The 19,309-nt window shown below is 74.2% G+C and carries 19 protein-coding genes; 8 read left to right on the top strand and 11 right to left on the bottom strand.

All coding sequences use genetic code 11. The features are described from left to right. Nucleotides 1-105 precede the first annotated feature (105 nt). Both ACGFNF_RS10505 and trmB read right to left on the bottom strand, forming a co-directional pair. Nucleotides 106-2,610 carry a DEAD/DEAH box helicase gene (locus ACGFNF_RS10505; RefSeq protein WP_393167125.1) on the bottom strand — a complete coding sequence of 835 codons (2,505 nt, stop codon included), beginning with the start codon at nucleotides 2,608-2,610 and terminating at the stop codon, nucleotides 106-108. A gap of 109 nt (nucleotides 2,611-2,719) precedes the next feature. Then, entirely contained in the window at nucleotides 2,720-3,352 is a 633-nt protein-coding gene (trmB, locus tag ACGFNF_RS10500) for a tRNA (guanosine(46)-N7)-methyltransferase TrmB (protein WP_393167342.1), read from the bottom strand. Between the two features lie 225 nt (nucleotides 3,353-3,577). Here trmB and ACGFNF_RS10495 point away from each other — a divergent pair, with 225 nt between their 5' ends. Beyond that, nucleotides 3,578-4,285: a hypothetical protein gene (locus tag ACGFNF_RS10495; RefSeq protein ID WP_393167340.1), complete on the top strand. Its 708-nt coding sequence runs from the start codon at nucleotides 3,578-3,580 to the stop codon at nucleotides 4,283-4,285. A gap of 8 nt (nucleotides 4,286-4,293) precedes the next feature. Next, a complete protein-coding gene (locus tag ACGFNF_RS10490) occupies nucleotides 4,294-4,971 on the top strand; it encodes a class F sortase (RefSeq protein ID WP_357579930.1) in 678 nt (225 codons plus the stop codon). 157 nt (nucleotides 4,972-5,128) lie between these two features. Here ACGFNF_RS10490 and ACGFNF_RS10485 read toward each other — a convergent pair whose 3' ends face one another. From ACGFNF_RS10485 to ACGFNF_RS10475, 3 genes are read right to left on the bottom strand one after another with little or no spacing between them, the layout of a single operon-like run. Then, on the bottom strand, nucleotides 5,129-5,443 hold the full coding sequence (locus ACGFNF_RS10485) for an antibiotic biosynthesis monooxygenase (protein WP_357579931.1): 315 nt from the start codon (nucleotides 5,441-5,443) through the stop codon (nucleotides 5,129-5,131). 28 nt (nucleotides 5,444-5,471) lie between these two features. Further along, nucleotides 5,472-6,269, bottom strand: coding sequence for an exodeoxyribonuclease III (locus ACGFNF_RS10480; protein ID WP_393167123.1), 798 nt, complete (start codon nucleotides 6,267-6,269; stop codon nucleotides 5,472-5,474). Between the two features lie 37 nt (nucleotides 6,270-6,306). Next, a complete protein-coding gene (locus ACGFNF_RS10475) occupies nucleotides 6,307-7,227 on the bottom strand; it encodes a PAC2 family protein (protein WP_357579933.1) in 921 nt (306 codons plus the stop codon). A 417-nt stretch (nucleotides 7,228-7,644) separates the two neighbouring features. Between ACGFNF_RS10475 and ACGFNF_RS10470 the strand changes: the two genes are divergently transcribed. From ACGFNF_RS10470 to ACGFNF_RS10460, 3 genes are all read left to right on the top strand, one after another. Further along, entirely contained in the window at nucleotides 7,645-8,487 is an 843-nt protein-coding gene (locus tag ACGFNF_RS10470) for a peptidase M23 (RefSeq protein ID WP_357579934.1), read from the top strand. Nucleotides 8,488-8,590: 103 nt separating this feature from the next. Next, nucleotides 8,591-8,734 carry a hypothetical protein gene (locus ACGFNF_RS10465; RefSeq protein ID WP_357579935.1) on the top strand — a complete coding sequence of 48 codons (144 nt, stop codon included), beginning with the start codon at nucleotides 8,591-8,593 and terminating at the stop codon, nucleotides 8,732-8,734. A gap of 38 nt (nucleotides 8,735-8,772) precedes the next feature. Then, nucleotides 8,773-9,531, top strand: coding sequence for an EcsC family protein (locus ACGFNF_RS10460; protein WP_393167120.1), 759 nt, complete (start codon nucleotides 8,773-8,775; stop codon nucleotides 9,529-9,531). A 68-nt stretch (nucleotides 9,532-9,599) separates the two neighbouring features. On the opposite strand, the gene ACGFNF_RS10455 is transcribed toward ACGFNF_RS10460, so the two are convergent. Both ACGFNF_RS10455 and ACGFNF_RS10450 read right to left on the bottom strand, forming a co-directional pair. After that, nucleotides 9,600-10,451, bottom strand: a complete 852-nt coding sequence (locus ACGFNF_RS10455) for a GDSL-type esterase/lipase family protein (RefSeq protein WP_357579936.1) — start codon at nucleotides 10,449-10,451, stop codon at nucleotides 9,600-9,602. A 219-nt stretch (nucleotides 10,452-10,670) separates the two neighbouring features. After that, entirely contained in the window at nucleotides 10,671-11,294 is a 624-nt protein-coding gene (locus ACGFNF_RS10450) for an antibiotic biosynthesis monooxygenase (protein ID WP_311412887.1), read from the bottom strand. 334 nt (nucleotides 11,295-11,628) lie between these two features. Here ACGFNF_RS10450 and ACGFNF_RS10445 point away from each other — a divergent pair, with 334 nt between their 5' ends. Genes ACGFNF_RS10445 through ACGFNF_RS10435 form a run of 3 tightly spaced genes read left to right on the top strand, consistent with a single transcriptional unit; the run spans nucleotide 11,629 to nucleotide 14,338 of the window. Then, the gene (locus ACGFNF_RS10445; protein WP_089001114.1) at nucleotides 11,629-11,892 is read left to right on the top strand and encodes a DUF6343 family protein; all 264 of its coding nucleotides are present in this window, start codon (nucleotides 11,629-11,631) and stop codon (nucleotides 11,890-11,892) included. 12 nt (nucleotides 11,893-11,904) lie between these two features. Further along, nucleotides 11,905-13,317, top strand: coding sequence for an NADP-dependent succinic semialdehyde dehydrogenase (locus ACGFNF_RS10440; RefSeq protein ID WP_357579937.1), 1,413 nt, complete (start codon nucleotides 11,905-11,907; stop codon nucleotides 13,315-13,317). Between the two features lie 55 nt (nucleotides 13,318-13,372). Next, complete coding sequence (locus tag ACGFNF_RS10435; protein ID WP_357579938.1) at nucleotides 13,373-14,338, top strand: TIGR03885 family FMN-dependent LLM class oxidoreductase; 966 nt, start codon at nucleotides 13,373-13,375, stop codon at nucleotides 14,336-14,338. 53 nt (nucleotides 14,339-14,391) lie between these two features. Here the strand turns inward: ACGFNF_RS10435 and ACGFNF_RS10430 are convergent, their stop codons facing one another. The 4 genes from ACGFNF_RS10430 to ACGFNF_RS10415 all read right to left on the bottom strand — a co-directional run bounded on the left by ACGFNF_RS10430 (nucleotide 14,392) and on the right by ACGFNF_RS10415 (nucleotide 19,084). After that, nucleotides 14,392-14,925 carry a GNAT family N-acetyltransferase gene (locus tag ACGFNF_RS10430; RefSeq protein ID WP_357579939.1) on the bottom strand — a complete coding sequence of 178 codons (534 nt, stop codon included), beginning with the start codon at nucleotides 14,923-14,925 and terminating at the stop codon, nucleotides 14,392-14,394. 126 nt (nucleotides 14,926-15,051) lie between these two features. Beyond that, nucleotides 15,052-15,312 carry a hypothetical protein gene (locus ACGFNF_RS10425; protein WP_357579940.1) on the bottom strand — a complete coding sequence of 87 codons (261 nt, stop codon included), beginning with the start codon at nucleotides 15,310-15,312 and terminating at the stop codon, nucleotides 15,052-15,054. A 51-nt stretch (nucleotides 15,313-15,363) separates the two neighbouring features. Then, nucleotides 15,364-16,287, bottom strand: coding sequence for a hypothetical protein (locus tag ACGFNF_RS10420; protein WP_357579941.1), 924 nt, complete (start codon nucleotides 16,285-16,287; stop codon nucleotides 15,364-15,366). A gap of 184 nt (nucleotides 16,288-16,471) precedes the next feature. Beyond that, nucleotides 16,472-19,084 (bottom strand): glycoside hydrolase family 9 protein, encoded by a 2,613-nt coding sequence (locus ACGFNF_RS10415; RefSeq protein WP_357579942.1) that lies wholly within the window; start codon nucleotides 19,082-19,084, stop codon nucleotides 16,472-16,474. Nucleotides 19,085-19,309 lie beyond the last annotated feature (225 nt).

The raw sequence follows: 19,309 nt of genomic DNA, 5'->3' as shown, positions 1-19,309 counted from the left end.
GCGCCCGCCGCGCGTCCCGGCAGGCGGCGGGAGCCGGGACGCGCGGCGTCAGCGGAGCACCGCGGCGGGGCCGGCCGGAGCCGGCCCCCGCGGTCGTGGCGGTGGCTAGAGCTGGCCGACCGAGGTGATCCGGACGACCGCCGCGCCCGCCTCGTCGGAGGCCGCGAGGTCGATCTCGGCGCTGATCCCCCAGTCGTGGTCGTCCTCGGGGTCGTCGAGGATCTGCCGGACCGTCCACCGCTCCCGGCCCTGCTCGATCATCAGCAGCGCCGGGCCGCGGGCGTCCGGACCCACCCCGATCGAGTCGTACGCCTCGAAGTACGGCTCCAGCGCGTCGGCCCAGGCGTCCGCGTCCCAGCCCGACGCGGCGTCCAGCTCGCCGAGGTCGTACCAGCGGCGCAGGGCGGCCAGCTCGACCCGGCGGAACAGGGCGTTGCGCACCAGCACCCGGAAGGCCCGGGAATTGCGGGTGACCGCCGGGACCCGGTCGTCCAGCGCCTCGGCCGCCTCGGCGGCGTCGGTGGGGTTGCGCAGCCGCTCCCACTCGTCGATGAGGCTGGAGTCGACCTGGCGGACCAGCTCGCCGAGCCACTCGATGAGGTCGACCAGCTCCTCGGTCTTGGCGTCCTCGGGCACCGTCTGGCGCAGCGTCTTGTACGCGTCGGCGAGGTAGCGCAGGACCAGGCCCTCCGACCGGGTCAGCCCGTAGAACTGCACGTACTCGGTGAAGGTCATCGCCCGCTCGTACATGTCGCGGACGACGGACTTGGGGGAGAGCTGGTGGTCGGCCACCCACGGGTGCCCCTGCCGGTACATCTCGTACGCCGAGTCCAGCAGCTCCGCCAGGGGCTTCGGGTGGGTCACCCCGTCGAGGAGTTCGAGGCGGGCCTCGTACTCGATGCCCTCGGCCTTCATCGCGGCGACCGCCTCGCCGCGCGCCTTGAACTGCTGCGCGGAGAGCACCTGGCGCGGGTCGTCCAGGATCGACTCGACCACCGAGAGCACGTCGAGGGCGTACGCGGGGGACTCGACGTCGAGCAGTTCGATCGTGGCCAGCGCCAGCGGCGAGAGCGGCTGGTTGAGGGCGAAGTCGAGCTGGAGGTCGACGGTGAGGCGGACCCGCCGGCCGGTCTCGTCGGGCTCGTCGAGCTGCTCGACGACCCCGCCCGCGCGCAGCGCCCGGTAGATGGCGATGGCCCGCCGGATGTGCCGGCGCTGGGCGGCGCGGTCCTCGTGGTTGTCGGTGAGCAGGTGCCGCATCGCGGCGAACGCGTCGCCGGGACGGCCGATGACGTTGAGCAGCATCGAGTGGCTGACCTGGAAGCTGGAGGTGAGCGGCTCCGGCTCGGCCTCGACCAGGCGGTCGAAGGTGGGCCTGCCCCAGCCGATCGAGCCCTCCGGTGGCTTCTTGCGCACCACCTTGCGCCGCTTCTTCGGGTCGTCGCCGGCCTTGGCGAGCGCCTTCTCGTTGTCGATCACGTGCTCGGGGGCCTGCACGACGACCCGGCCGACGGTGTCGAACCCGGCCCGCCCGGCGCGGCCGGCGATCTGGTGGAACTCGCGGGCCTTGAGCAGCCGGGTGCGCACCCCGTCGTACTTGGACAGGCCGGTGAAGAGCACGGTGCGGATCGGCACGTTGATCCCGACGCCGAGCGTGTCGGTGCCGCAGATGACCTTGAGCAGGCCGGCCTGGGCGAGGGTCTCGACGAGCCGGCGGTACTTGGGCAGCATCCCGGCGTGGTGCACGCCGATGCCGTGCCGGACCAGCCGGGACAGGGTCTTGCCGAACCCGGAGGTGAACCGGAAGTTCCCGATCGCGGTGGCGATCATGTCCTTCTCGGCGCGGGTGCAGACGTTGACGCTCATCAGCGCCTGGGCGCGTTCCAGGGCGGCGGCCTGGGTGAAGTGCACGACGTAGACGGGTGCCTGCTTCGTCTCCAGCAGCTCTTCGAGCGTCTCGTGCAGCGGCGTCATCGCGTACGAGAAGATCAGCGGGACCGGCCGCTCGGCCGAGCGGACGACGGCGGTGGGCCGGTCGGTGCGCCGGGTCAGGTCGTCGACGAAGCGGGTGGTGTCGCCCAGCGTGGCGGACATCAGGACGAACTGCGCCTGCGGCAGCTCGATGATCGGCACCTGCCACGCCCAGCCCCGGTCCGGCTCGGCGTAGAAGTGGAACTCGTCCATGACCACCTGGCCGACGTCGGCCCGGTCGCCCTCGCGCAGCGCCAGGTTGGCGAGGATCTCGGCGGTGCAGCAGATGATCGGCGCGTCGGCGTTCACGCTGGCGTCGCCGGTCAGCATGCCCACGTTGTCCGCGCCGAAGACCTCGCAGAGGGCGAAGAACTTCTCCGACACCAGCGCCTTGATCGGGGCGGTGTAGAAGGTCGTCCGGTCGTCGGCGAGGGCCGCGAAGTGCGCCGCGATCGCGACCAGGCTCTTGCCGGAGCCGGTCGGCGTATTCATGATCACGTTCGCGCCGGAGACGATCTCGATGACCGCCTCCTCCTGGTGGGGGTAGAGGTCGAGGCCGCGCTCCTTCGCCCAGCCGGCGAACGCGTCGAAGAGGGTGTCGGGGTCGGCGCTTGTCGGCAGCGCGGCGGTGAGCGTCATAGCGCGTCCATGGTGCCTGGACCATGCCCCCGAACGCCAACCGGCTCCGCGCGCCCGAGGTGTGAGGAAGGGCCCCCTGTACAACGGAATCCGTTGACAGGGGCCCTTCCTAACACGGCCGGCGGTGGATCAGGTCGAAGATCGGGCGACCCGCCCGCAGGGCCCGGCGCTCGAACTTGGTGACCGGGCGGTGGGCGGGGCGGGGCGCGAAGCCGTCGTGCGCATTCGCCAGCCCCGGGTCGGCGTCCAGGGTCTGGCGCATCGCCTCGGCGTACTCGGCCCAGTCGGTCGCGCAGTGCAGGGTGCCGCCGGGCGCCAGCCGGGAGCGCAGCAGCGCCACGTGGGCCGGCTGGATGATCCGCCGCTTGTGGTGCCGGGACTTGGGCCAGGGGTCGGGGAAGAAGACGTGCACCGCGTCCAGCGACGCCTCCGGCAGGCCCGCGACCAGGTCCAGGGCGTCGCCCTGCGCCACCCGTACGTTGCGCAGGCCGTGCCGGTCCACCAGGTCCAGCAGGTTGGCGATTCCGGGCGTGTGCACCTCGACCGCCAGATAGTCTCGACCGGGGTCCGCGGCGGCCATCTCGGCCGTGGTGTCGCCCATCCCGGAACCGATCTCCAGCACCAGCGGGGCCCGTCGGCCGAACAGGCCGGCCAGGTCCACCGGCGTGCCGGGCCGCTCCGGCACGTCCAGGCCGTAGACCGGCCAGAGCCGGTCGAGGGCGTCCGTCTGGCGGCTGCTCATCCGGCCGCGGCGCGGATGGAAGGTCCGGATCGTCCGGGCGGCGGCGGGCGCGGGGACGGCGGCGGGGGAGTCGGTGAAGGTCACAACGACCCGAGGGTACGCGACGACTGCGCCGAATCGGATGTGATGTTCGCCCGGGGATGAGAGGATCCATCCCGTACGGCAGACCGGGCGTCTGGTACGGCCCGGCACTGCCCCAACGCGCCGGGAGGGGGCGTCGTGTCGGTGCACCGCGGCGGTGTGGCGCTGGCGATCGTGACCGTGGTCGCCGGTCCCCTGCTTGCGTCCGCGCCGGCCCTGGCCGCCCAGCCGGCCACCGCCGTGCCCAGTGTCGCCCAGCCGCCCAACGCCGCTCTGCCGTCCACCGCTCCGCCGCCCGGCGGCGCCCTGTCGTCCACTACCGTCCTCGCCGCCCTGTCGTCCCCGCCGTCCGGCGTCGCGTCCAGGTCCGGCGGCGCTTTCCTGGTCAGGGCCGGCGCGCCTCAGCCGGGGCCGCCGGGGCCGCCGGGGCCGCCGGGGCCGCGCGTCTTCGTCGAGGTCAGCCCGAGCACCGTCGAGCCCGGCTTCCTGGTGGGGATCCGGGCCAGTTGCCAGGACAACTCGGTCCCCGCCACCGTGGTCTCGGACGCCTTCGGCCGGGTGCAGGTGCAGCCGCAGGGCGGCACGTTGACCGCCGCGCCGATGGTGCGGGAGCGCACCCGGCCCGGCAACTACCGGATCAAGCTGGAGTGCCGCGACGGCGAGACCGCCTCGACCATGCTCCAGGTCGTCAAGGCCGTGAAGCCCAGTCGTGGCCCGGCGACCGGGTTCGGTGGTGGTGGCGGCGGTGGCTTCACCGGCGGGCTGCTGCTTCCGGGTGGCCTCGCCCTGACCGTGACCGGCATCGTGCTCGCGGTCCGGGCGGCCCGCCGTCCGGGTGCCGCCCGACGCTGAGTCCGATCATGGTCCCCGCACCCGCCCCGCAGTCGGCCGCCGCGGCGGCCCGCAGCCCACGGCCGCCCGGACGCCGCCCCTGGTCGGTGCCGCTGGCCGTGGTGCTGGTGCTGGCCGGGGTCTTCGCCACCGGCGCGGGCCTGGGGCGCACCGCCGGGCCGTTCGACTGGGCCGCCGGCGGGGGACAGGACCGGCCGGCCCGCAGCGAGAACGGCGCGCTGGCGGCCAGCCGGCCGGTGCGCCTGTCGATTCCCGCGATCAAGGTGTCCGCCCCGGTGGCTCCCGTCGGCCAGGCCCGGGACGGCTCCATCGCCGTCCCGCCGCTGGAGCGGGCCGACGAGACCGGCTGGTACGACCGGGGCCCCACCCCGGGCGAGCCGGGCCCGTCGGTCATCGTCGGGCACGTGGACACCAAGCGCGGCCCGTCGGTCTTCTACGACCTGCACAAGCTGCGCCCGGGCGACACCGTCGAGGTGGCCCGGGCGGACGAATCGGTAGTGGTGTTCCGGGTCGACTCCGTGGAGCACTTCCCCAAGGAGCGGCTGCCGGCGGAGCGGGTCTACGGCGACGAGGGCCCCGCGGGCCTGCGCCTGATCACCTGCGGCGGCGACTGGCTCGGCGGCCGGACGGGCTACGCCGACAACATCATCGCCTTCGCCACCCTGCTCTCCTCCCGCAACCCCTAACCCCACCCCGGCCCCCACCCCGCCCCCCGGCCCCGCGGGCCCCCGGCCCCGCCCGTTCCCGGTGATCATGAGGTTGGCGGCGGTCAGGGAGATCCACTTCGCCGCCAACCTCATGATCGACGCCTCCGGAGAGGGTGGGCGGGGAGGTGGGGGAGGGTCAGGGGCGGGGTGGGACCTGCTGGACGACCTCGAACTCCAGGAGGCTCGCGCCGGAGGCGACCGGGGGCCGCTTCTCGCCCGTCCCGGCGTGGGCGGCGCGCGACGGGCCGGCGGCCCACGCCTGATAGGCCTCCTCGGTCTCCCAGCGGGTGTAGACGAAGTAGCGGTTCTCCCCGGCAACCGGGCGCAGCAGTTCGAAGCCGAGGAAGCCGGGGGAGTTCTCCACGGCCCCGGCCCGGGCGGCGAACCGCTTCTCCAGTTCCTCGCCCGCGCCGGGAGGGACGTCGATCGCGTTGATCTTCACGACTGCCATGGCTTTACCCTAGCGACGAGGTCGGGGCTCAGAACGACTCGACGGCCGGAACCAGGTCGGCGTCGACCACGATCGGCGCGTGGTCGGAGGGCCCCTTGCCCTTGCGCGCCTCCCGGTCCACGTACGCGGAGCGGACCGCCCGGGCGAACGGCGCCGAGGCGTACACGAGGTCGATCCGCATGCCCTTGTTCTGGTGGAACATGCCGGCCCGGTAGTCCCAGTAGGTGAACGGGTGCAGGCCCTTCATCGGCGTGGGCACCACGTCGGCGAGCCCGAGGTCGCGCAGCGCCGCGAGGGCCGCCCGCTCCGCCGGGGTGACGTGCGTGGAGTGGGTGAACAGCGCCGGGTCCCAGACGTCGGCGTCGGTGGGCGCCACGTTGAAGTCGCCGCAGACCGCGAGCGGCAGGCCGCCGGTCAGCTCCGCCTCGACCGCGTCCCGCAGCGCCGCGAACCAGGCGAGCTTGTACGCGTAGTGCGGGTCGTCCGGGGCCCGGCCGTTCGGCACGTACACCGACCAGACCCGGACCCCGTCGCAGGTCGCCGAGATGGCCCGGGCCTCGGGATCGGGGAAGCCCGGCTCGCCGGGGAACCCCACCGTGACGTCCGCGAGGCCGACCCGGGACAGGATCGCCACCCCGTTCCACCGGCCGTCGCTGTGGCTGGCCACCATGTAGCCCAGCTCGCCCACCTCGGCCACCGGGAAGGCGCCGTCCGGGCACTTCGTCTCCTGGAGGCAGACGACGTCGGGCCCCGTGCCCGCCAACCAGTCCAGCAGCCGGGGCAGGCGGGCCTTCACCGAGTTCACGTTCCAGGTCGCCAGGCGCATGTGACCAGCCTGCCCCATCCCCGCGCGTGTCGCCGGTTCAGCTGCCCGGGGTGTCGCCCGGGCGGGTCTGCTCGGCCAGGAACCGCTCCAGTTCGGCGCCGAGCTCGTCGGCGGTGGGCAGCGGCCCGGCCTCGGCGGCCAGCAGGTTCCTCTCGCCCCGGCCGCGCGCGAACGCGTCGTACTGCTCCTCGAGGGCCTGCACCAGCTGGGCGGCGTCGTCGGTCTGGGCGACCTGTCGGTCGATCTCCACGCGGACCACCTCGGCCGCCGAGCGCAGCCCGTCGCGGGGCAGCAGCAGCCCGGTGCTGCGGGACACGGAGGCGAGCAGCACCTCGGCGGCGGCCGGGTACTCCGTCTGCGCCACGTAGTGCGGCACGTGGGCGGCGAAGCCGAGGGCGTCACGGCCCAGCTCGCCGAGGCGGTACTCCAGCAGGTGCCCGACGCTGCCCGGCACCTGCACCCGCTGCAACCACGGCTCGTAGCCGGCGATCAGCTCGCGGCGGGTGGCGTGTGCGGTCACCCCGGCGGGCCGGGTGTGCGGCACGGCCATCGGGATCGAGTTGAGCCCGACGGTGAGCCGGACGTCCAGCCGCGCGGAGATGCCGGCCACCGCGGCCACGAAGCGCTCCCACTGCAGGTCCGGCTCCGGGCCGGTGAGCAGCAGGAAGGGCGTCTCGTCGTCGTCGCGGAGCAGGTGCAGCTCCAGCTCCGGGGCGTCGTACGACTCCCAGTGGTCCTCGACGAAGGTCATCACCGGGCGGCGCGAGCGGTAGTCGAAGAGCTGGTCGACGTCGAACCGGGCGATCGGGCGGGCGTCCAGGGAGGTGAGCAGCTGCTCCCTGGCCAGTCGGGTGGCGCTGCCGGCGTCGACGAAGCCGGTGAGGGTCTGGATCAGGACCGGCTGACCTAGGTCGGGCAGATCGTCGGTGAGCTCGTAGAGCTCGTGTGGGTCGAGCACCGGTGCGGACCTCCCTGGTCGTGCGTACGGGTCGCCGCGCGAGGGCACCCGGTTCGGGGAACGTACCCGCCATCCTCGTGCATTCCTCGCCGCGCCCCGCCGCGGGTCGTCACCTGTCCGGTAATCGGGCGTATGCCCGCAAGCCCACCGGCGGACGAGGAACGCTGACCGTCAGGACGACCAGGCTATCGGTCGAACGGGCGAGTTTGGGGATCATGGGCGGGGCGGCGGGGGTTTGTCCGTGTTCCGGGCGTGCAGGGGCGGGCCGGGGTGAGCCGGAGGTCTGACCGGTCCGCGAGGTCCGTCCCCCGGGCTGCCCGGGGCGGCAGGGGCGTCCACCCGACCCAGCCCAAATCGTGAGGAAAGCCACGAGATCACCCGGGGTGATCGGCGGGTGGGCCTGCCTAGCCTCGGCTGATGCGTGACGACCGCACCCTCGACGACCAGATCGCCCCCGGTGACCCGGTTGGCCGTTCGAACGATACCCCCTCGTACGTTCGGCCAGCCGCCCTCCGCGCCGCCGGGGCGTACGCCCACCTGCTGACGCGCGGGCCCGCCCGGGCCCGCATCGCTCTCGCCGCCGGCGTGCTGTGCTGCCTCGGCCTGACCGCCGTCGCCCAGGGCGCGGGGGGCGACTCCGCCGACCCGGCCCCCGCCGCCGCCCCCTCCGCGCTCGCCGAGCGCGCCGAGCCGGACCCGGCCTCCCGCAAGGTGGAACGCGTCGCCACCTCCGCCAGCCCGACCCCGACCCGCGCCGCCGACCCGGACACCACCACCCCGGCACCGGAGAAGACCACCCGCAAGCCGGTCGACCCCGCCCCGGTCGTCGGGCTCGACGACGCCCAGATGGAGAACGCCGAGGAGATCGTGCGGACCGGGCGCGAGATGGGGATGCCCCGGCGCGCGCTGGTGATCGCGGTCGCCACCGCGATGCAGGAGAGCAACCTCTACAACGTCGCCAGCGGGGTGCTCCCCGAGTCCCGCGAGTACCCGCACCAGGGCATCGGGTGGGACCACGACTCGGTCGGGCTGTTCCAGCAGCGCTCCAGCAGCGGCTGGGGCGAGGTCGGTGAGCTGATGGACCCGGAGTTCGCCACCCGGCAGTTCCTCTCGGCGCTGGCGCGGGTGCCGGGCTGGCAGCAGATGCGGCTCACCGACGCCGCCCAGGCGGTGCAGATCTCCGCCTACCCGGAGCACTACGCCAAGCACGAGTGGCGCGCCACCAAGGTCGTCGCGGCGTGCCTGGAGGCCGGGCAGTAGGCTTTCACCAACCACAGTGGACGGTTGCGGTTCGCGCATCCGGGGTACATGTGTTGTCGCTCCGAGGTACACATGGAACAGGCACCACCGACTGGAGGACGACATGTCACTGATGCAGCGGATCAGCACCTTCCTGCGTTCGCCCAAGGGTCAGCAGATGGTCGACCGTGGCCGTCGCGAGCTGGCCAAGCCCGCCACCCAGCAGAAGCTCCGGGGTCTCGCGGCCAAGCTCCAGAACCGCCGCTGACCCGTCACCGCCGACCTCTCCGACCCCCGGGAGACCCTGTGACCGATCCCGCGCCCGCCGACGACCAGCACGTCGCCGGAGGACCTCAGCCGCCGGCCGTGGTTCCGGCACCGACGCAGGAGGCCACCGAGGCGCCACCGCTGAAGCTCTGGGACCGGATGCGGGAGGACCCGCAGTACGCCCCGGAGCACCTAGCCTTGGAGGCCGTACGCCGGCTGGGGCCGGAGGCGGCGCAGTGGGCCGCGCGGGCCCGGGCCGAGCAGCCCGGCGTCTCCGCCGAGGCCCTGGCGGAGCAGGCGGTACGCAAGTTCGTCAACCACGCCCGGCTCTCCGGGGCGGTCTCGGGCGCCGCCGGGCTGCCCGGCGCCGTGATCGACGTGGGGATCCTGGCCTGGACGCAGGCCCGGATGGTGCTGCACGTCGCCGCCGCGTACGGCGTCGACCCGCTGCACGGCGACCGGGCGACCGACCTGCTGGTGCTGCAGAAGGTGCACAAGGTCGCCGAGAGCGCCCGGCTCGCGCTCGGGGTGGCCGCCGGCCGGGAGCGTGCCGGGGCCCTCTTCGGCAGCGGGGGGCAGAACCCGCTCGGCAAGGTCATGCTGCGCCTGGGCGTGCGACTGGCCCAGATGGCCGGGGTGCGCGCGGCGAAGCGGGTCTTCGCCAAGGTGGTGCCCGGCGCGGCGATCGTGCTCGGCACCTGGGCCAACTCGTCGGCCACCAAGGATCTCGCCGCGCGCTCCCACGCCCTCTACCGCCAGCACGGCGGACCGACCGTCCCCGAACCCCGCCGGCCCTGACGCCGGCCCTCACCCGCCATCCTGCCGCCCGTCCGCCCGCCCGATTGGGCGTGCGTCGGCCGGCAGGGTCAGGAGCCGAGGCCCGAGGCGCGCCACGCCACGCCGGCCAGCCGGTCCTGCCCCGCGGCGTTGGGGTGGAACCAGTCCAGCGGGTTGACCAGCTCCAGGTCGAACCGCACCCGGTGCACCGCCCCGCCGTCGTGCCGGCAGCGCGAGCCGTACGCCTTGCAGGCGGCGGCGAGTTGGGCGTTGTAGTCGGCGATCCGCTCCCGCACGGCCGTCCGGCGGGCCCGGTCGAGCGGGTCCGTAGAGGTGGGGTTCGCCAGCAGCGCCGGGCAGACGCCCCGCTTCCAGGCCCGCACCGCCCGCGCGTCGGTGTGCCCGACCTCCCAGAGCCGGTGCAGGTTGGGCACGCTCACCACCAGCACCCGGGCCTTCGGCCGCCCCTGCCGCAGCACCCGCAGGCCGCGGTCCACCTCGGCGCGGAACTGCTTCACCGGGGTCATCGCCTCGATGCCGCCCCGGCACACGTCGTTGGCGCCGATCAGCACGGTGACGTGGTCGACGCGGTCGCGTACCGCCCGCTGGGCCTGCCCCTCCAGCGACGCCGCGCGGGCCCCGGGGCTGGCGTGGTTGTGGGCCCTGCCCCGGATCGCCGGGTTCCGGTCGAGCAGCCGCCGGTACAGGCTGTCGACGCGCAGCCCGTCGCCGGTGGACCAGGAGTTGCGCTCGCACGAGACGAGCACCAGGCAGGAGCCGAAGCCGGTGCTGATCGAGTCGCCGAGGGCCGCGATGCCACCGGGCGAGCCGGGCGACGGCGTCTCCCGTGGCGGGCGGGAGCCGGGCTCCCCGCCGCCCTCGCAGGCGAGCGCAACCAGCGCCAGCAGACAGGCGGCCACGGTGACCCAGCGTCGAGGCATACCATCCCCAGTCCCGCAGCGGAGAGCGACAGCGCGGTAACTCTAAGCGCGGCCCCGGTGGGGCCACCCGTCGCTGTCGACAATGCGGCAGAGAGCTGTTCCGGCGCGGCCTCGCATGCTAGCGGATCGATACGTCGGGCGGGGGCCAGCGCGGCGGGAGGGGCCAGCGTGGCGGGAGGGGCCAGCGCGCCAGACGGAGGCCCGGGTCGGGGGCGGGGGTCAGCGCGCCAGGCGGGGGTCGGCGCGCCAGGGCGCGGGCTGGCCGTGCAGCCACCAGTGCAGGGTCCGGGTGATCCGGGGCAGCACCAGGTAGGTCATCAGCGGGGTCAGCGTGAGGGTCATCATCAGCACCCGGGCGGCCAGCGGCACGTCCGGGAGGAAGCGGCTGGTGAGCAGCGTCGCGGTCAGGCTGAGCGGGAAGAACGCCAGCCAGATCGTCACCGCCTGCTTCCAGCGCGGTGGTGAGGGCGGCGGCACCGTCGGCTCGGCGCTGACCGGCACGGTCTGCGCCACGTGCTCCGGCGGCGGGTCGAACCAGCCCTCGACGCCGGTACGCCGCTCGACCCGCGTGTGCTCGACGATGCCCTGCGCCGAGGAGAGCCACCAGTGCCGCTGCGGGGACTCCTCCCAGCGGCGCAGCGTGTCGTGGTCGGCGAAGCGGTAGATGATGTGCCACTCCCCGGAGCCGGGCGCGCTGCGTACCCAGCCGGACCCGAGGAACCCCGGGAACGCCTCGGCCAGCGCCGTGCCGGCCCGCATCCAGGCCACCATCTCGCTGGTCCGGGCGGGGTCGGTGCGCCGGGCGACGGCGACGGTCACCGGCAGCGCGTGGGTCATCGTCATACCGGCCATCCTCTCCGCTCGGAGCCGGTTCGACAGGCTCACGGGCCACCGGTGTAACGCACCCCACCAGCGGGGTGACGCGGCCCACCGCGAGGGCCGACGCGGCGGTACCGGCGGGCCGGCGCGTCTACCGGCGGGACCGGCGCGTCGACCGGCGGCCCGGCGCGTCTACCGGCGGGGCCGGCGCGATCGATCGGCGGGGCGGTCGATTGGCGGGGGCCGCGCGGGCGACCGGCGGGGTGGCGGCCGGCCAACCCGCGCGGGGGAGGAGGGGGAGCCCCGGGGCCCACCGCCGGGGCGGGTTAAGCGGGTCGATCGGGGGTAGGTCGGTGAGATGACGAGATCGCAGCCCCGGCGCGCCCGTGGCACGGTCGGCCACGCCTACAGCGCGCTCAACATGCGGCTCCTGCTCGCCGGGTTCGGTCTGGTCACCATGACCGTCTTCGCGGTGCTGGCGTTCAACGCCGACCTGGTGTGGCTCGGGGTCCTCTGCGTGGTCTTCGCGGTGGTCGCCGTGGTCGACCTGATCATCATCCAGCGGCGCCGCGCCGCCCGCCGCCGGGAGGAACCGGGAGCCCGCCACTCACTCTTCGAGTGACAGGAGGACGAGATGCCCATCGCGACCACCAATCCCGCCACGGGACAGACGCTCAAGACCTACGACCCGATGTCGCCGGAGCAGATCGACGCCGCGATCGAGCGGGCCGACCTGGCGTACCGCCAGCTGCGCGACACCACCGTCGACCAGCGCGGGCGCTGGCTGAACGCGGCGGCCGACCTGCTGGAGGCCGAGCGCGACGAGACCGCCCGGCTGATGACCACCGAGATGGGCAAGACGTACGCCTCGGCCCGGGCGGAGGTCACCAAGTGCGCCGCCGCCTGCCGCTTCTACGCGGCGAAGGCGGCCGAGTTCCTCGCCGACGAGCCCGCCGACGCGGGAGCGGTCAAGGCCACCCGGGCCTTCGTCCGCTACCAGCCGATCGGGCCGGTGCTCGCGGTGATGCCGTGGAACTTCCCGCTGTGGCAGGTGCTGCGGTTCGCCGCACCCGCCCTGATGGCCGGCAACACCGGGCTGCTCAAGCACGCCTCCAACGTGCCGCAGACCGCGCTGCTGCTGGAGGACCTGTTCCGCCGCGCGGGCTTCCCCGAGGGGGCGTTCACCACCCTGCTGGTCGGCTCGGCCGAGGTCGACCGGGTGCTCAGCGACCCACGGGTGCGCGCGGCGACGCTGACGGGCAGCGAGGGCGCCGGCCGCTCGATCGCCCAGATCGCCGGCCGGGAGCTGAAGAAGACCGTGCTGGAGCTCGGCGGCAGCGACCCGTTCGTGGTGATGCCGTCGGCGGACCTGGACCGGGCCGCCGAGGTCGCCACCACCGCCCGCTGCCAGAACAACGGCCAGTCCTGCATCGCCGCCAAGCGGTTCATCGTGCACGCCGACGTCTTCGACGCCTTCGCCGAGAAGTTCGCCGCGAACATGTCGGCCCTGCGGGTCGGCGACCCGATGGACCCCGACACCGACGTCGGCCCGCTGGCCAGCGAGGGCGGGCGAGACGAGATCCACGCCCAGGTGCGGGACGCCGTCGACAAGGACGCCACCGTGCTCTGCGGCGGCGAGCCGCCCGCCGGCCCCGGCTGGTTCTACCCGCCGACCGTGGTCACCGACCTGCGGCCGGAGATGCGGATGTGGTCCGAGGAGGTCTTCGGGCCCGTGGCGGGCCTCTACCGGGTGTCGTCGTATGACGAGGCGGTCGAGGTGGCGAACGGCACCTCCTTCGGCCTGGGGTCCAACGCCTGGACCCGGGACCCGGAGGAGCAGGAGCGCTTCGCCACCGACCTCGACGCCGGGAACGTCTTCGTCAACGGGATGACCACTTCCTACCCGGAACTGCCCTTCGGCGGGGTGAAGAACTCCGGCTACGGCCGGGAGCTCTCCGCGCTCGGCATGCGGGAGTTCTGCAACACCAAGACGGTCTGGGTGGGCGAGGGGGCCGCCTCGGCCGGCGCCGGGGCGCACGCGGAGTAGCCCCGCCCGGCTTGGTCGGCGTAGCCGGACGCCGTCGTGGGTACGGAGTGACGCCATGACGGTGTTCGGCTTCCACGCGTCCCACGAGCAGATCCATCCCCGCGCCCTGCTGGAGGCGGTGATCCACGCCGAGCGGGCCGGCTTCGACGCCGCCATGTCCTCGGACCACTTCGCGCCCTGGAGCGAGCGGCAGGGCCAGTCCGGCTTCGCCTGGTCCTGGCTCGGCGCCGCGCTCCAGGCCACCGACCTGCCGTTCGGGGTGGTCAACGCCCCCGGGCAGCGCTACCACCCGGCGATCATCGCCCAGGCGATCGGCACGCTGGGGGCGATGTACCCGGGCCGGTTCTGGGCCGCCCTCGGCACCGGCGAGGCGAGCAACGAGCACATCACCGGCGACGACTGGCCGCGCAAGGACGTCCGCACCGCCCGGCTGCGCGAGTGCGTGGACGTGATCCGCGCGCTGCTGGCCGGCGAGGAGGTCAGCCACGACGGCCTGGTCCGGGTGGACCGGGCGAAGCTGTGGACCCGGCCGGAGCAGCCGCCGGCGTTGATCGGGGCGGCGGTCAGCGTGGCCACCGCCCGTTGGTGCGCGGAGTGGGCGGACGGGCTGATCACCGTGAACGCCCCGACCGCGCACCTGCGACAGATGATCGACGCGTACCGGGACGCCGGCGGGCGCGGGCCGCTGCACCTCCAGGTGCACGTGAGCTGGGCGCCGGAGCAGGCCGAGGCCGAGCGGCTCGCGTACGACCAGTGGCGCAGCAACGTCTTCGCCCCGCCGGTCTGCTGGGACCTGGAGACCCCGGAGCACTTCGATGTGGTCTCGCGGGACGTGCCGATGGAGAAGGTCCACGACGTCGTGAACGTCTCCGCCGACCTCGGCCGGCACGTCGGCTGGCTGGAGGAGTACCTGGAGCTGGGCTTCGACCAGATCGCCCTGCACCACGTCGGGCAGGAGCAGCGGGACTTCATCGACGCGTTCGGCGCCGAGGTGCTGCCGAAGCTGCGCAGCGCCGGCTGAGCGGTCGGGGCCCGCGCCGCTGTCGGGGCGTGCCGTGTCGACGGGCGAGTGGCTCAGGGCAGGCGGCGGACGAGGACCTGCCCGGGCCACGGGTCGCGGCCCGGGCGCTCGACCGTGAACGGGTCGGTGGCGGTGAAGCCCTGCCGCTCGTACCAGCGGACCAGCGCGCCGTCGTCGCCCGCGTAGCAGTCCACCCGCAGCAGGCCGAGCCCGCGCTCCCGGGCCAGCTCCGCGGCGTGCGCCAGCAGCCGGCCGCCGATGCCGGACCCGGCGTGCGCGCGGTCGGTGACCAGCAGGTTCACGTACAGCTCGGGTTCGGTGGCGGGTGGCACGTACTCGGTCGCCGTCCCGACCACCAGGGCGCCGACCGGCCGGTCGGCGAGCGTCGCCAGCCACAGCCCGCCGCTGCTCGTCCAGGCCTCGGCCTGCGCGATCCGCTGCCGGTCGGTCGAGGCCGCTTCGGTGCCCCACTGGCCGGTGCGGCCCCGCGCCGCCAGCCAGGCGATGGCGTCGTCGAACAGCCGCAGCACGGCGGGCGCGTCATCGGGCCCGCCGGGACGCAGATTGGGGTTTCGCTGGTCGGTCATGACGGACATGCTGCTACAACCAGGCGCCTCGGTGCGCCCGGCCGGGGCGGCGGTCTCCCCGCGCTCGTGCTGTCGAGCTGATGTCGTAGACGATGCACCGCTCCGGGCGGCAGCTACGCCGGGAGGTCAGGGCGTCCCGCCCGAGTCGCCGGAGCTGGCGGTGCCCATCGTGCTGGGATCCCCGCCGTACCCTTCGCCGCGGAGGCTGCCCCGCCCACGGCGCCGGCCGTCCCGGCGGGACTGCCGGATCGCCTTGCGCGCCGCCGTCAACGCCGCGTCCCGCCCGCCGGGAGGCGACGCCCGCCGCCTCCGCAGCGCCAGCACGACCAGGGTGACGGCGACGGCCGTCACCGCGATCCCGGCCAGGATCCACCCCGTCGCATCCATGGCAATGATGGTAGGCGGGCTCCGCCAGGCATCGATGCGGCCTGATCGTGGTCAGGGCGCCGCCGGGCCCCGGCCCTCGGCGAGCGCGGCGGTTTGCTCCGTCGCCAGGCAGGAGGTCAGGCAGCGTTCCTTGGCGTCGCTGGTCATCCTGGCGGTCCAGTCGGTGAAGCCGCCGTCGCCGAGTTCGACCTCGCCGGCGGTGATCCGCAGCGCCGCGTCGACGTAGTAGCCCCGGCCGCGCCGGCGCTCCGGCTCGTCCACAAGCGGTACGCCCGACGGGCCCAGCGCCGGCCGGACGGTGTCGGCGATCCGTTCCGCGACGACGGGGCTGTCCAGCACGGTCAGGTGCACCCGGGCCGCCGCCGACGGCGGCAGCAGGGTGGCGAGCACCGCGCGCCAGTACGCCAGGTGCTGGGTGAGCAGCCGTGCCTCGGTGCGCCCCGAGCCGGTGTCGCGGGCGCTGGAGACCAGCGTGAAGAGCCGGAAGTGCGCCGCCCAGGTCGGCCCGAAGTCCTGCGCCCGCAGCACCCGGTGGCAGGCGGCCAGGTGCACGGTGCCGCCGGCCGGCTGTTCCCGGCGACGCACCGCGGCCTCGATCGCGAGCGCGTTGGTGGGATCGCTGAGCACCTCGGTGGCGCGGAAGGTGGTGACGATGCGGTTCTGGCTCATCGGCGTGACGACCGAGCAGGTGCCGAGCGGCGCGACGGGGGAGAGGTCGACGCCGGCGAACTCCGCCGGGAGCAGTTCCCACAGGCGGGCCTCGACGGCGGCCAGCGCGCGGGGGTCGGCCGCCGCCGGCCGGGTGAAGCGGTCCGTGCGCCAGCGGCGGACCAGGTCCGCGGGGCGTACCGCCGCCGCCCGGTCCCGGGCCACCGCCAGCAGCAGCGTGCGCAGGTCCGCCGGGCTCAGGTCGGCCAGGGCACTCCGGGTGTCGTCCGGCAGTCGCGACCAGACCCGCCGCTCCGCGTCGTCCATGTCGGACACCCTGTCGTACGCCCCGCGACGCCGTCCACGAGAATCGACGGCCGGACCCGGTGGTGGCCTCCCCCGGGGACCCGGGGGAGGCCGTTACGCGGGCGGCGCGCTCGTCACCTGGGACGATCCGGGCCGGTGCGGTCGAGGCGACGGATCGCCCGGGGCGCACCGGACCACGGGTCGGTCAGGAGAGCGCGCAGGCCGCGCCGTTGACGGTGATCAGGCCGGGTGCCGGGTTGGCGCCGCCGCCGGTCACCGCGTTGAAGCCGAAGGTGACGGTGCCGCCCGGGGCGATCCTGGCGTTGTACGACTCGTTCTTCGCGGTGACCGTGGCCCCCGCCTGGGTCGCCTTCGCCAGCCAGGCCTCGCGTACCTTCTGGTCGCCGGTGAAGGCGAAGCGGGCCGCCCAGCCGTCGATCGCGCTGGTGCCGGTGTTGCGGATGGTCACCTGGGCGGTGAACCCGGTGCCGCCCTCCCAGGTGCCGTAGTTGGTGTACGTGGCGGAGCAGGTGGGCGCCGGCACCGCCTTCGAGTCACCCTGGTCGGCCAGGAACGAGGCGATCCAGGCCAGCGCCGAGTTCCAGTTGATCGCCACCTCGTTGGTCGCGTACGAGTTGATGTCGTCGACGTAGCAGAACATCGGCTTGCAGCCGGCGAGCAGCTTGGCGGCGAACGGGTCCTGGAGGGCGGCGTTCGGGCCGCCGGCCAGCGAGCCGGCGGGCGGCTTCGGCAGGTCCGGGTCGAGCTGGTGGCCGAAGATCCGGCTGTGCTGGTTCTCCGCCGCGTGCTCGCCCCACCCGGTCACGTACGAGATGTTCAGCGCGTTGCGGCCGAGGACGTAGTCCATCGCCTGCACCGCGCCGTCGCGGTACTTCGCGTCGCGGGTCAGGTCGAAGGCGGTGGCCAGCACGACCGCGTTGTTGATGATGTTGCTGTTGCCGCCCCAGAAGTAGCTGTCCGGGTCGCCGGGCATCGGCAGCCCGTACGCCTGCCGGGCCGCCTCGGCCAGGTGGGCGTCGGCGGCGGCGGTCACCGAGGCGCGCACGCGGGCCAGGTCGGCGGCCGGCAGCCCGTTCGGCACGGTGGCCAGGTCGAGCCGGCCCAGCGCGGCGACGCCCTGCCAGCCGAAGCCGCGCGGGTCGAACACGTTGCCGGTGTGGTGCGGCGACGCGCTCAGGTCCGCCAGGTACGGCTGCTCGCCGGTGGTCAGGAAGAGCTCGGCGGCGGCCCAGTAGAACTCGTCGGTGACGTTCGTGTCGTCGTACGCGCCGCCGCCGGTGCTGTCGGCGGGGCTGGCGTACCGCGTCGGGTTGGCCTTGGCGGCGGCGTAGGCCGTCTTCGCCGCCGTGCCGCAGCGCTTGGCGAAGGCCGCGTCGTAGGGGGCGAAGAGCCGCGCGCACTGGGCGGCGACGGCGGCCAGGTTGAGGGTGGCGGCGGTCGACGGCGGGTGCAGCTCGCGCTGCTCGGGGTCGTCGTGCGGGGCGAGCGGCAGCCCGGTCCAGTTCCGGTCGTGGATCTTGTGGTGGGCCATCCCGGCGAGCGGCTTGCCGGCCGGCACCTGCATGCGCAGCAGGAACTCCAGCTCCCAGCGCGCCTCGTCGAGCACGTCCGGCACGCCGTTGCCGCGCTCGGGCACCCGCAGCGTGCTGTCGCCGAGGGCCGCGCCGTGCCCGGCGGTGGCGGCCGTGCGGGTCCGCTCGAAGGTGTTCAGCAGCTGGTAGGTGGCGATGCCGCCGTTGACCACGTACTTGCCGTGGTCGCCGGCGTCGTACCAGCCGCCGCGCACGTCCAGCGAGTAGTCGCAGACGCCCGGCTGACAGGGCACGTTGGTGTCGCCCTTGTTGGGCGCCACGTCGAGGTGCCCGGCCGGGCGGGCGTACTCCGCGCCGATCAGGTCGCCGTCGATGGCGATGCCGCTGCGCTGGGCGTAGAAGAACTGGAGGGAGTCGGCGCGCAGCCGGTCGTAGAGGGTGCCGGAGATGTCGAAGGGGTGGCTGGTCTCGCCGTCGACGGTCAGGGTCAGCCCCGCCCCCGGGGTCCGGTACGACGAGAAGTCGAGCGTCTGCACGTTCTGCCCGGAGGCGGCGTCCACGCCGCGCGGGGTGGTGCTGCCACTCGCCAGGACCGCGCCGGCGGCCGAGCGGAGCTGCCAGGGCAGGGCGTCGGTCGCCGACGTGACCACTGTGGCGTTCTTCGGCCCGCCGGGCAGGTAGCCGACCTGGTTGACCCGCACCCGTGGCCCGGTGTCGGGCACGTACGGCGCGGGCGGGTCGCCGCCGCGCAGCGAGACGTCGTCCAGGCAGACGGTCTGCTCGGCCGCGGCACCGCCGACCTGGAAGATCAGTTGGGCGGCCGGGTTCGCCTCGGGAACCGTGAACGTCTTCTCGAACCGCTGGGCGGTGCCGCCGGCGGTGGCGTCGACGCTGGCGTACGTGGTGTAGGGGGCGGTGCCCAGTTGCAGGACGGCCTTGACGGCGGCGCCGGGGGTGGCGGAGACGTCGAAGCCGAGCGTGTACTCGGCCCCGGCGACCAGCGGCACGCCGTCCTGGCCGATGCCGGCGTCCCACGGGTTGGCCAGGCCGCCGGGCACGGTGGCGCAGAGCCGGCCGTCGGTGACCGCGAGCGGACCGGTGCCGTAGGAGAACCAGGGGGACACGCCGGCGCTGAAGTCGCCGTTGTCGATCTGCTCGGGGGCGTCGGGGGGCGGTTCGGCGTGGGCCGTGCCGGCGGTGGCTCCGGTCAGGGCGAGGGCGGTCGCGGTCGCGAGCAGCGCGAGGCGACGTCGGGATGGCGTCACGGGTGTTCCTTCCGGACGACTGCGGGGACGGGGGATGGCGGTGGACGACCTGGGAGCGCTCCCAGGTCCTGTCGATGGTTCCAGTGCCTCCGGCACCCTGTCAATCGATCCGGCTGGATGGCGTGGACCCGCCCGACGGGCCCCCGGGACAGTGAGATTCGCCGCGCGACTCGCCGAGGTCCTGATCTCCTAGAGACAACTGAGCCCTCCGCCTGGCAGGCTGCC

It is taken from the genome of Micromonospora sp. NPDC048868, assembly GCF_043198195.1.
Lineage (GTDB): Bacteria > Actinomycetota > Actinomycetes > Mycobacteriales > Micromonosporaceae > Micromonospora > Micromonospora reichwaldensis.
The sequence above is the reverse complement of the archived record's forward strand: the minus strand, read 5'-3'. Positions and strand labels throughout refer to the sequence as shown.

Excerpts from the sequence above, each read along its gene's own strand:
- ACGFNF_RS10455 (WP_357579936.1), bottom strand. The coding sequence starts at position 10,451 with ATGCCTCGACGCTGGGTCACCGTGGCCGCCTGTCTGCTGGCGCTGGTT.
- ACGFNF_RS10430 (WP_357579939.1), bottom strand. The coding sequence starts at position 14,925 with ATGACCGACCAGCGAAACCCCAATCTGCGTCCCGGCGGGCCCGATGAC.
- ACGFNF_RS10425 (WP_357579940.1), bottom strand. The coding sequence starts at position 15,312 with ATGGATGCGACGGGGTGGATCCTGGCCGGGATCGCGGTGACGGCCGTC.
- ACGFNF_RS10420 (WP_357579941.1), bottom strand. The coding sequence starts at position 16,287 with ATGGACGACGCGGAGCGGCGGGTCTGGTCGCGACTGCCGGACGACACC.
- ACGFNF_RS10435 (WP_357579938.1), top strand. The coding sequence starts at position 13,373 with ATGACGGTGTTCGGCTTCCACGCGTCCCACGAGCAGATCCATCCCCGC.
- ACGFNF_RS10470 (WP_357579934.1), top strand. The coding sequence starts at position 7,645 with ATGCGTGACGACCGCACCCTCGACGACCAGATCGCCCCCGGTGACCCG.
- ACGFNF_RS10485 (WP_357579931.1), bottom strand. The coding sequence starts at position 5,443 with ATGGCAGTCGTGAAGATCAACGCGATCGACGTCCCTCCCGGCGCGGGC.
- ACGFNF_RS10465 (WP_357579935.1), top strand. The coding sequence starts at position 8,591 with ATGTCACTGATGCAGCGGATCAGCACCTTCCTGCGTTCGCCCAAGGGT.
- ACGFNF_RS10480 (WP_393167123.1), bottom strand. The coding sequence starts at position 6,269 with ATGCGCCTGGCGACCTGGAACGTGAACTCGGTGAAGGCCCGCCTGCCC.
- ACGFNF_RS10450 (WP_311412887.1), bottom strand. The coding sequence starts at position 11,294 with ATGACGATGACCCACGCGCTGCCGGTGACCGTCGCCGTCGCCCGGCGC.
- ACGFNF_RS10490 (WP_357579930.1), top strand. The coding sequence starts at position 4,294 with ATGGTCCCCGCACCCGCCCCGCAGTCGGCCGCCGCGGCGGCCCGCAGC.
- trmB (WP_393167342.1), bottom strand. The coding sequence starts at position 3,352 with ATGAGCAGCCGCCAGACGGACGCCCTCGACCGGCTCTGGCCGGTCTAC.
- ACGFNF_RS10440 (WP_357579937.1), top strand. The coding sequence starts at position 11,905 with ATGCCCATCGCGACCACCAATCCCGCCACGGGACAGACGCTCAAGACC.
- ACGFNF_RS10445 (WP_089001114.1), top strand. The coding sequence starts at position 11,629 with ATGACGAGATCGCAGCCCCGGCGCGCCCGTGGCACGGTCGGCCACGCC.
- ACGFNF_RS10505 (WP_393167125.1), bottom strand. The coding sequence starts at position 2,610 with ATGACGCTCACCGCCGCGCTGCCGACAAGCGCCGACCCCGACACCCTC.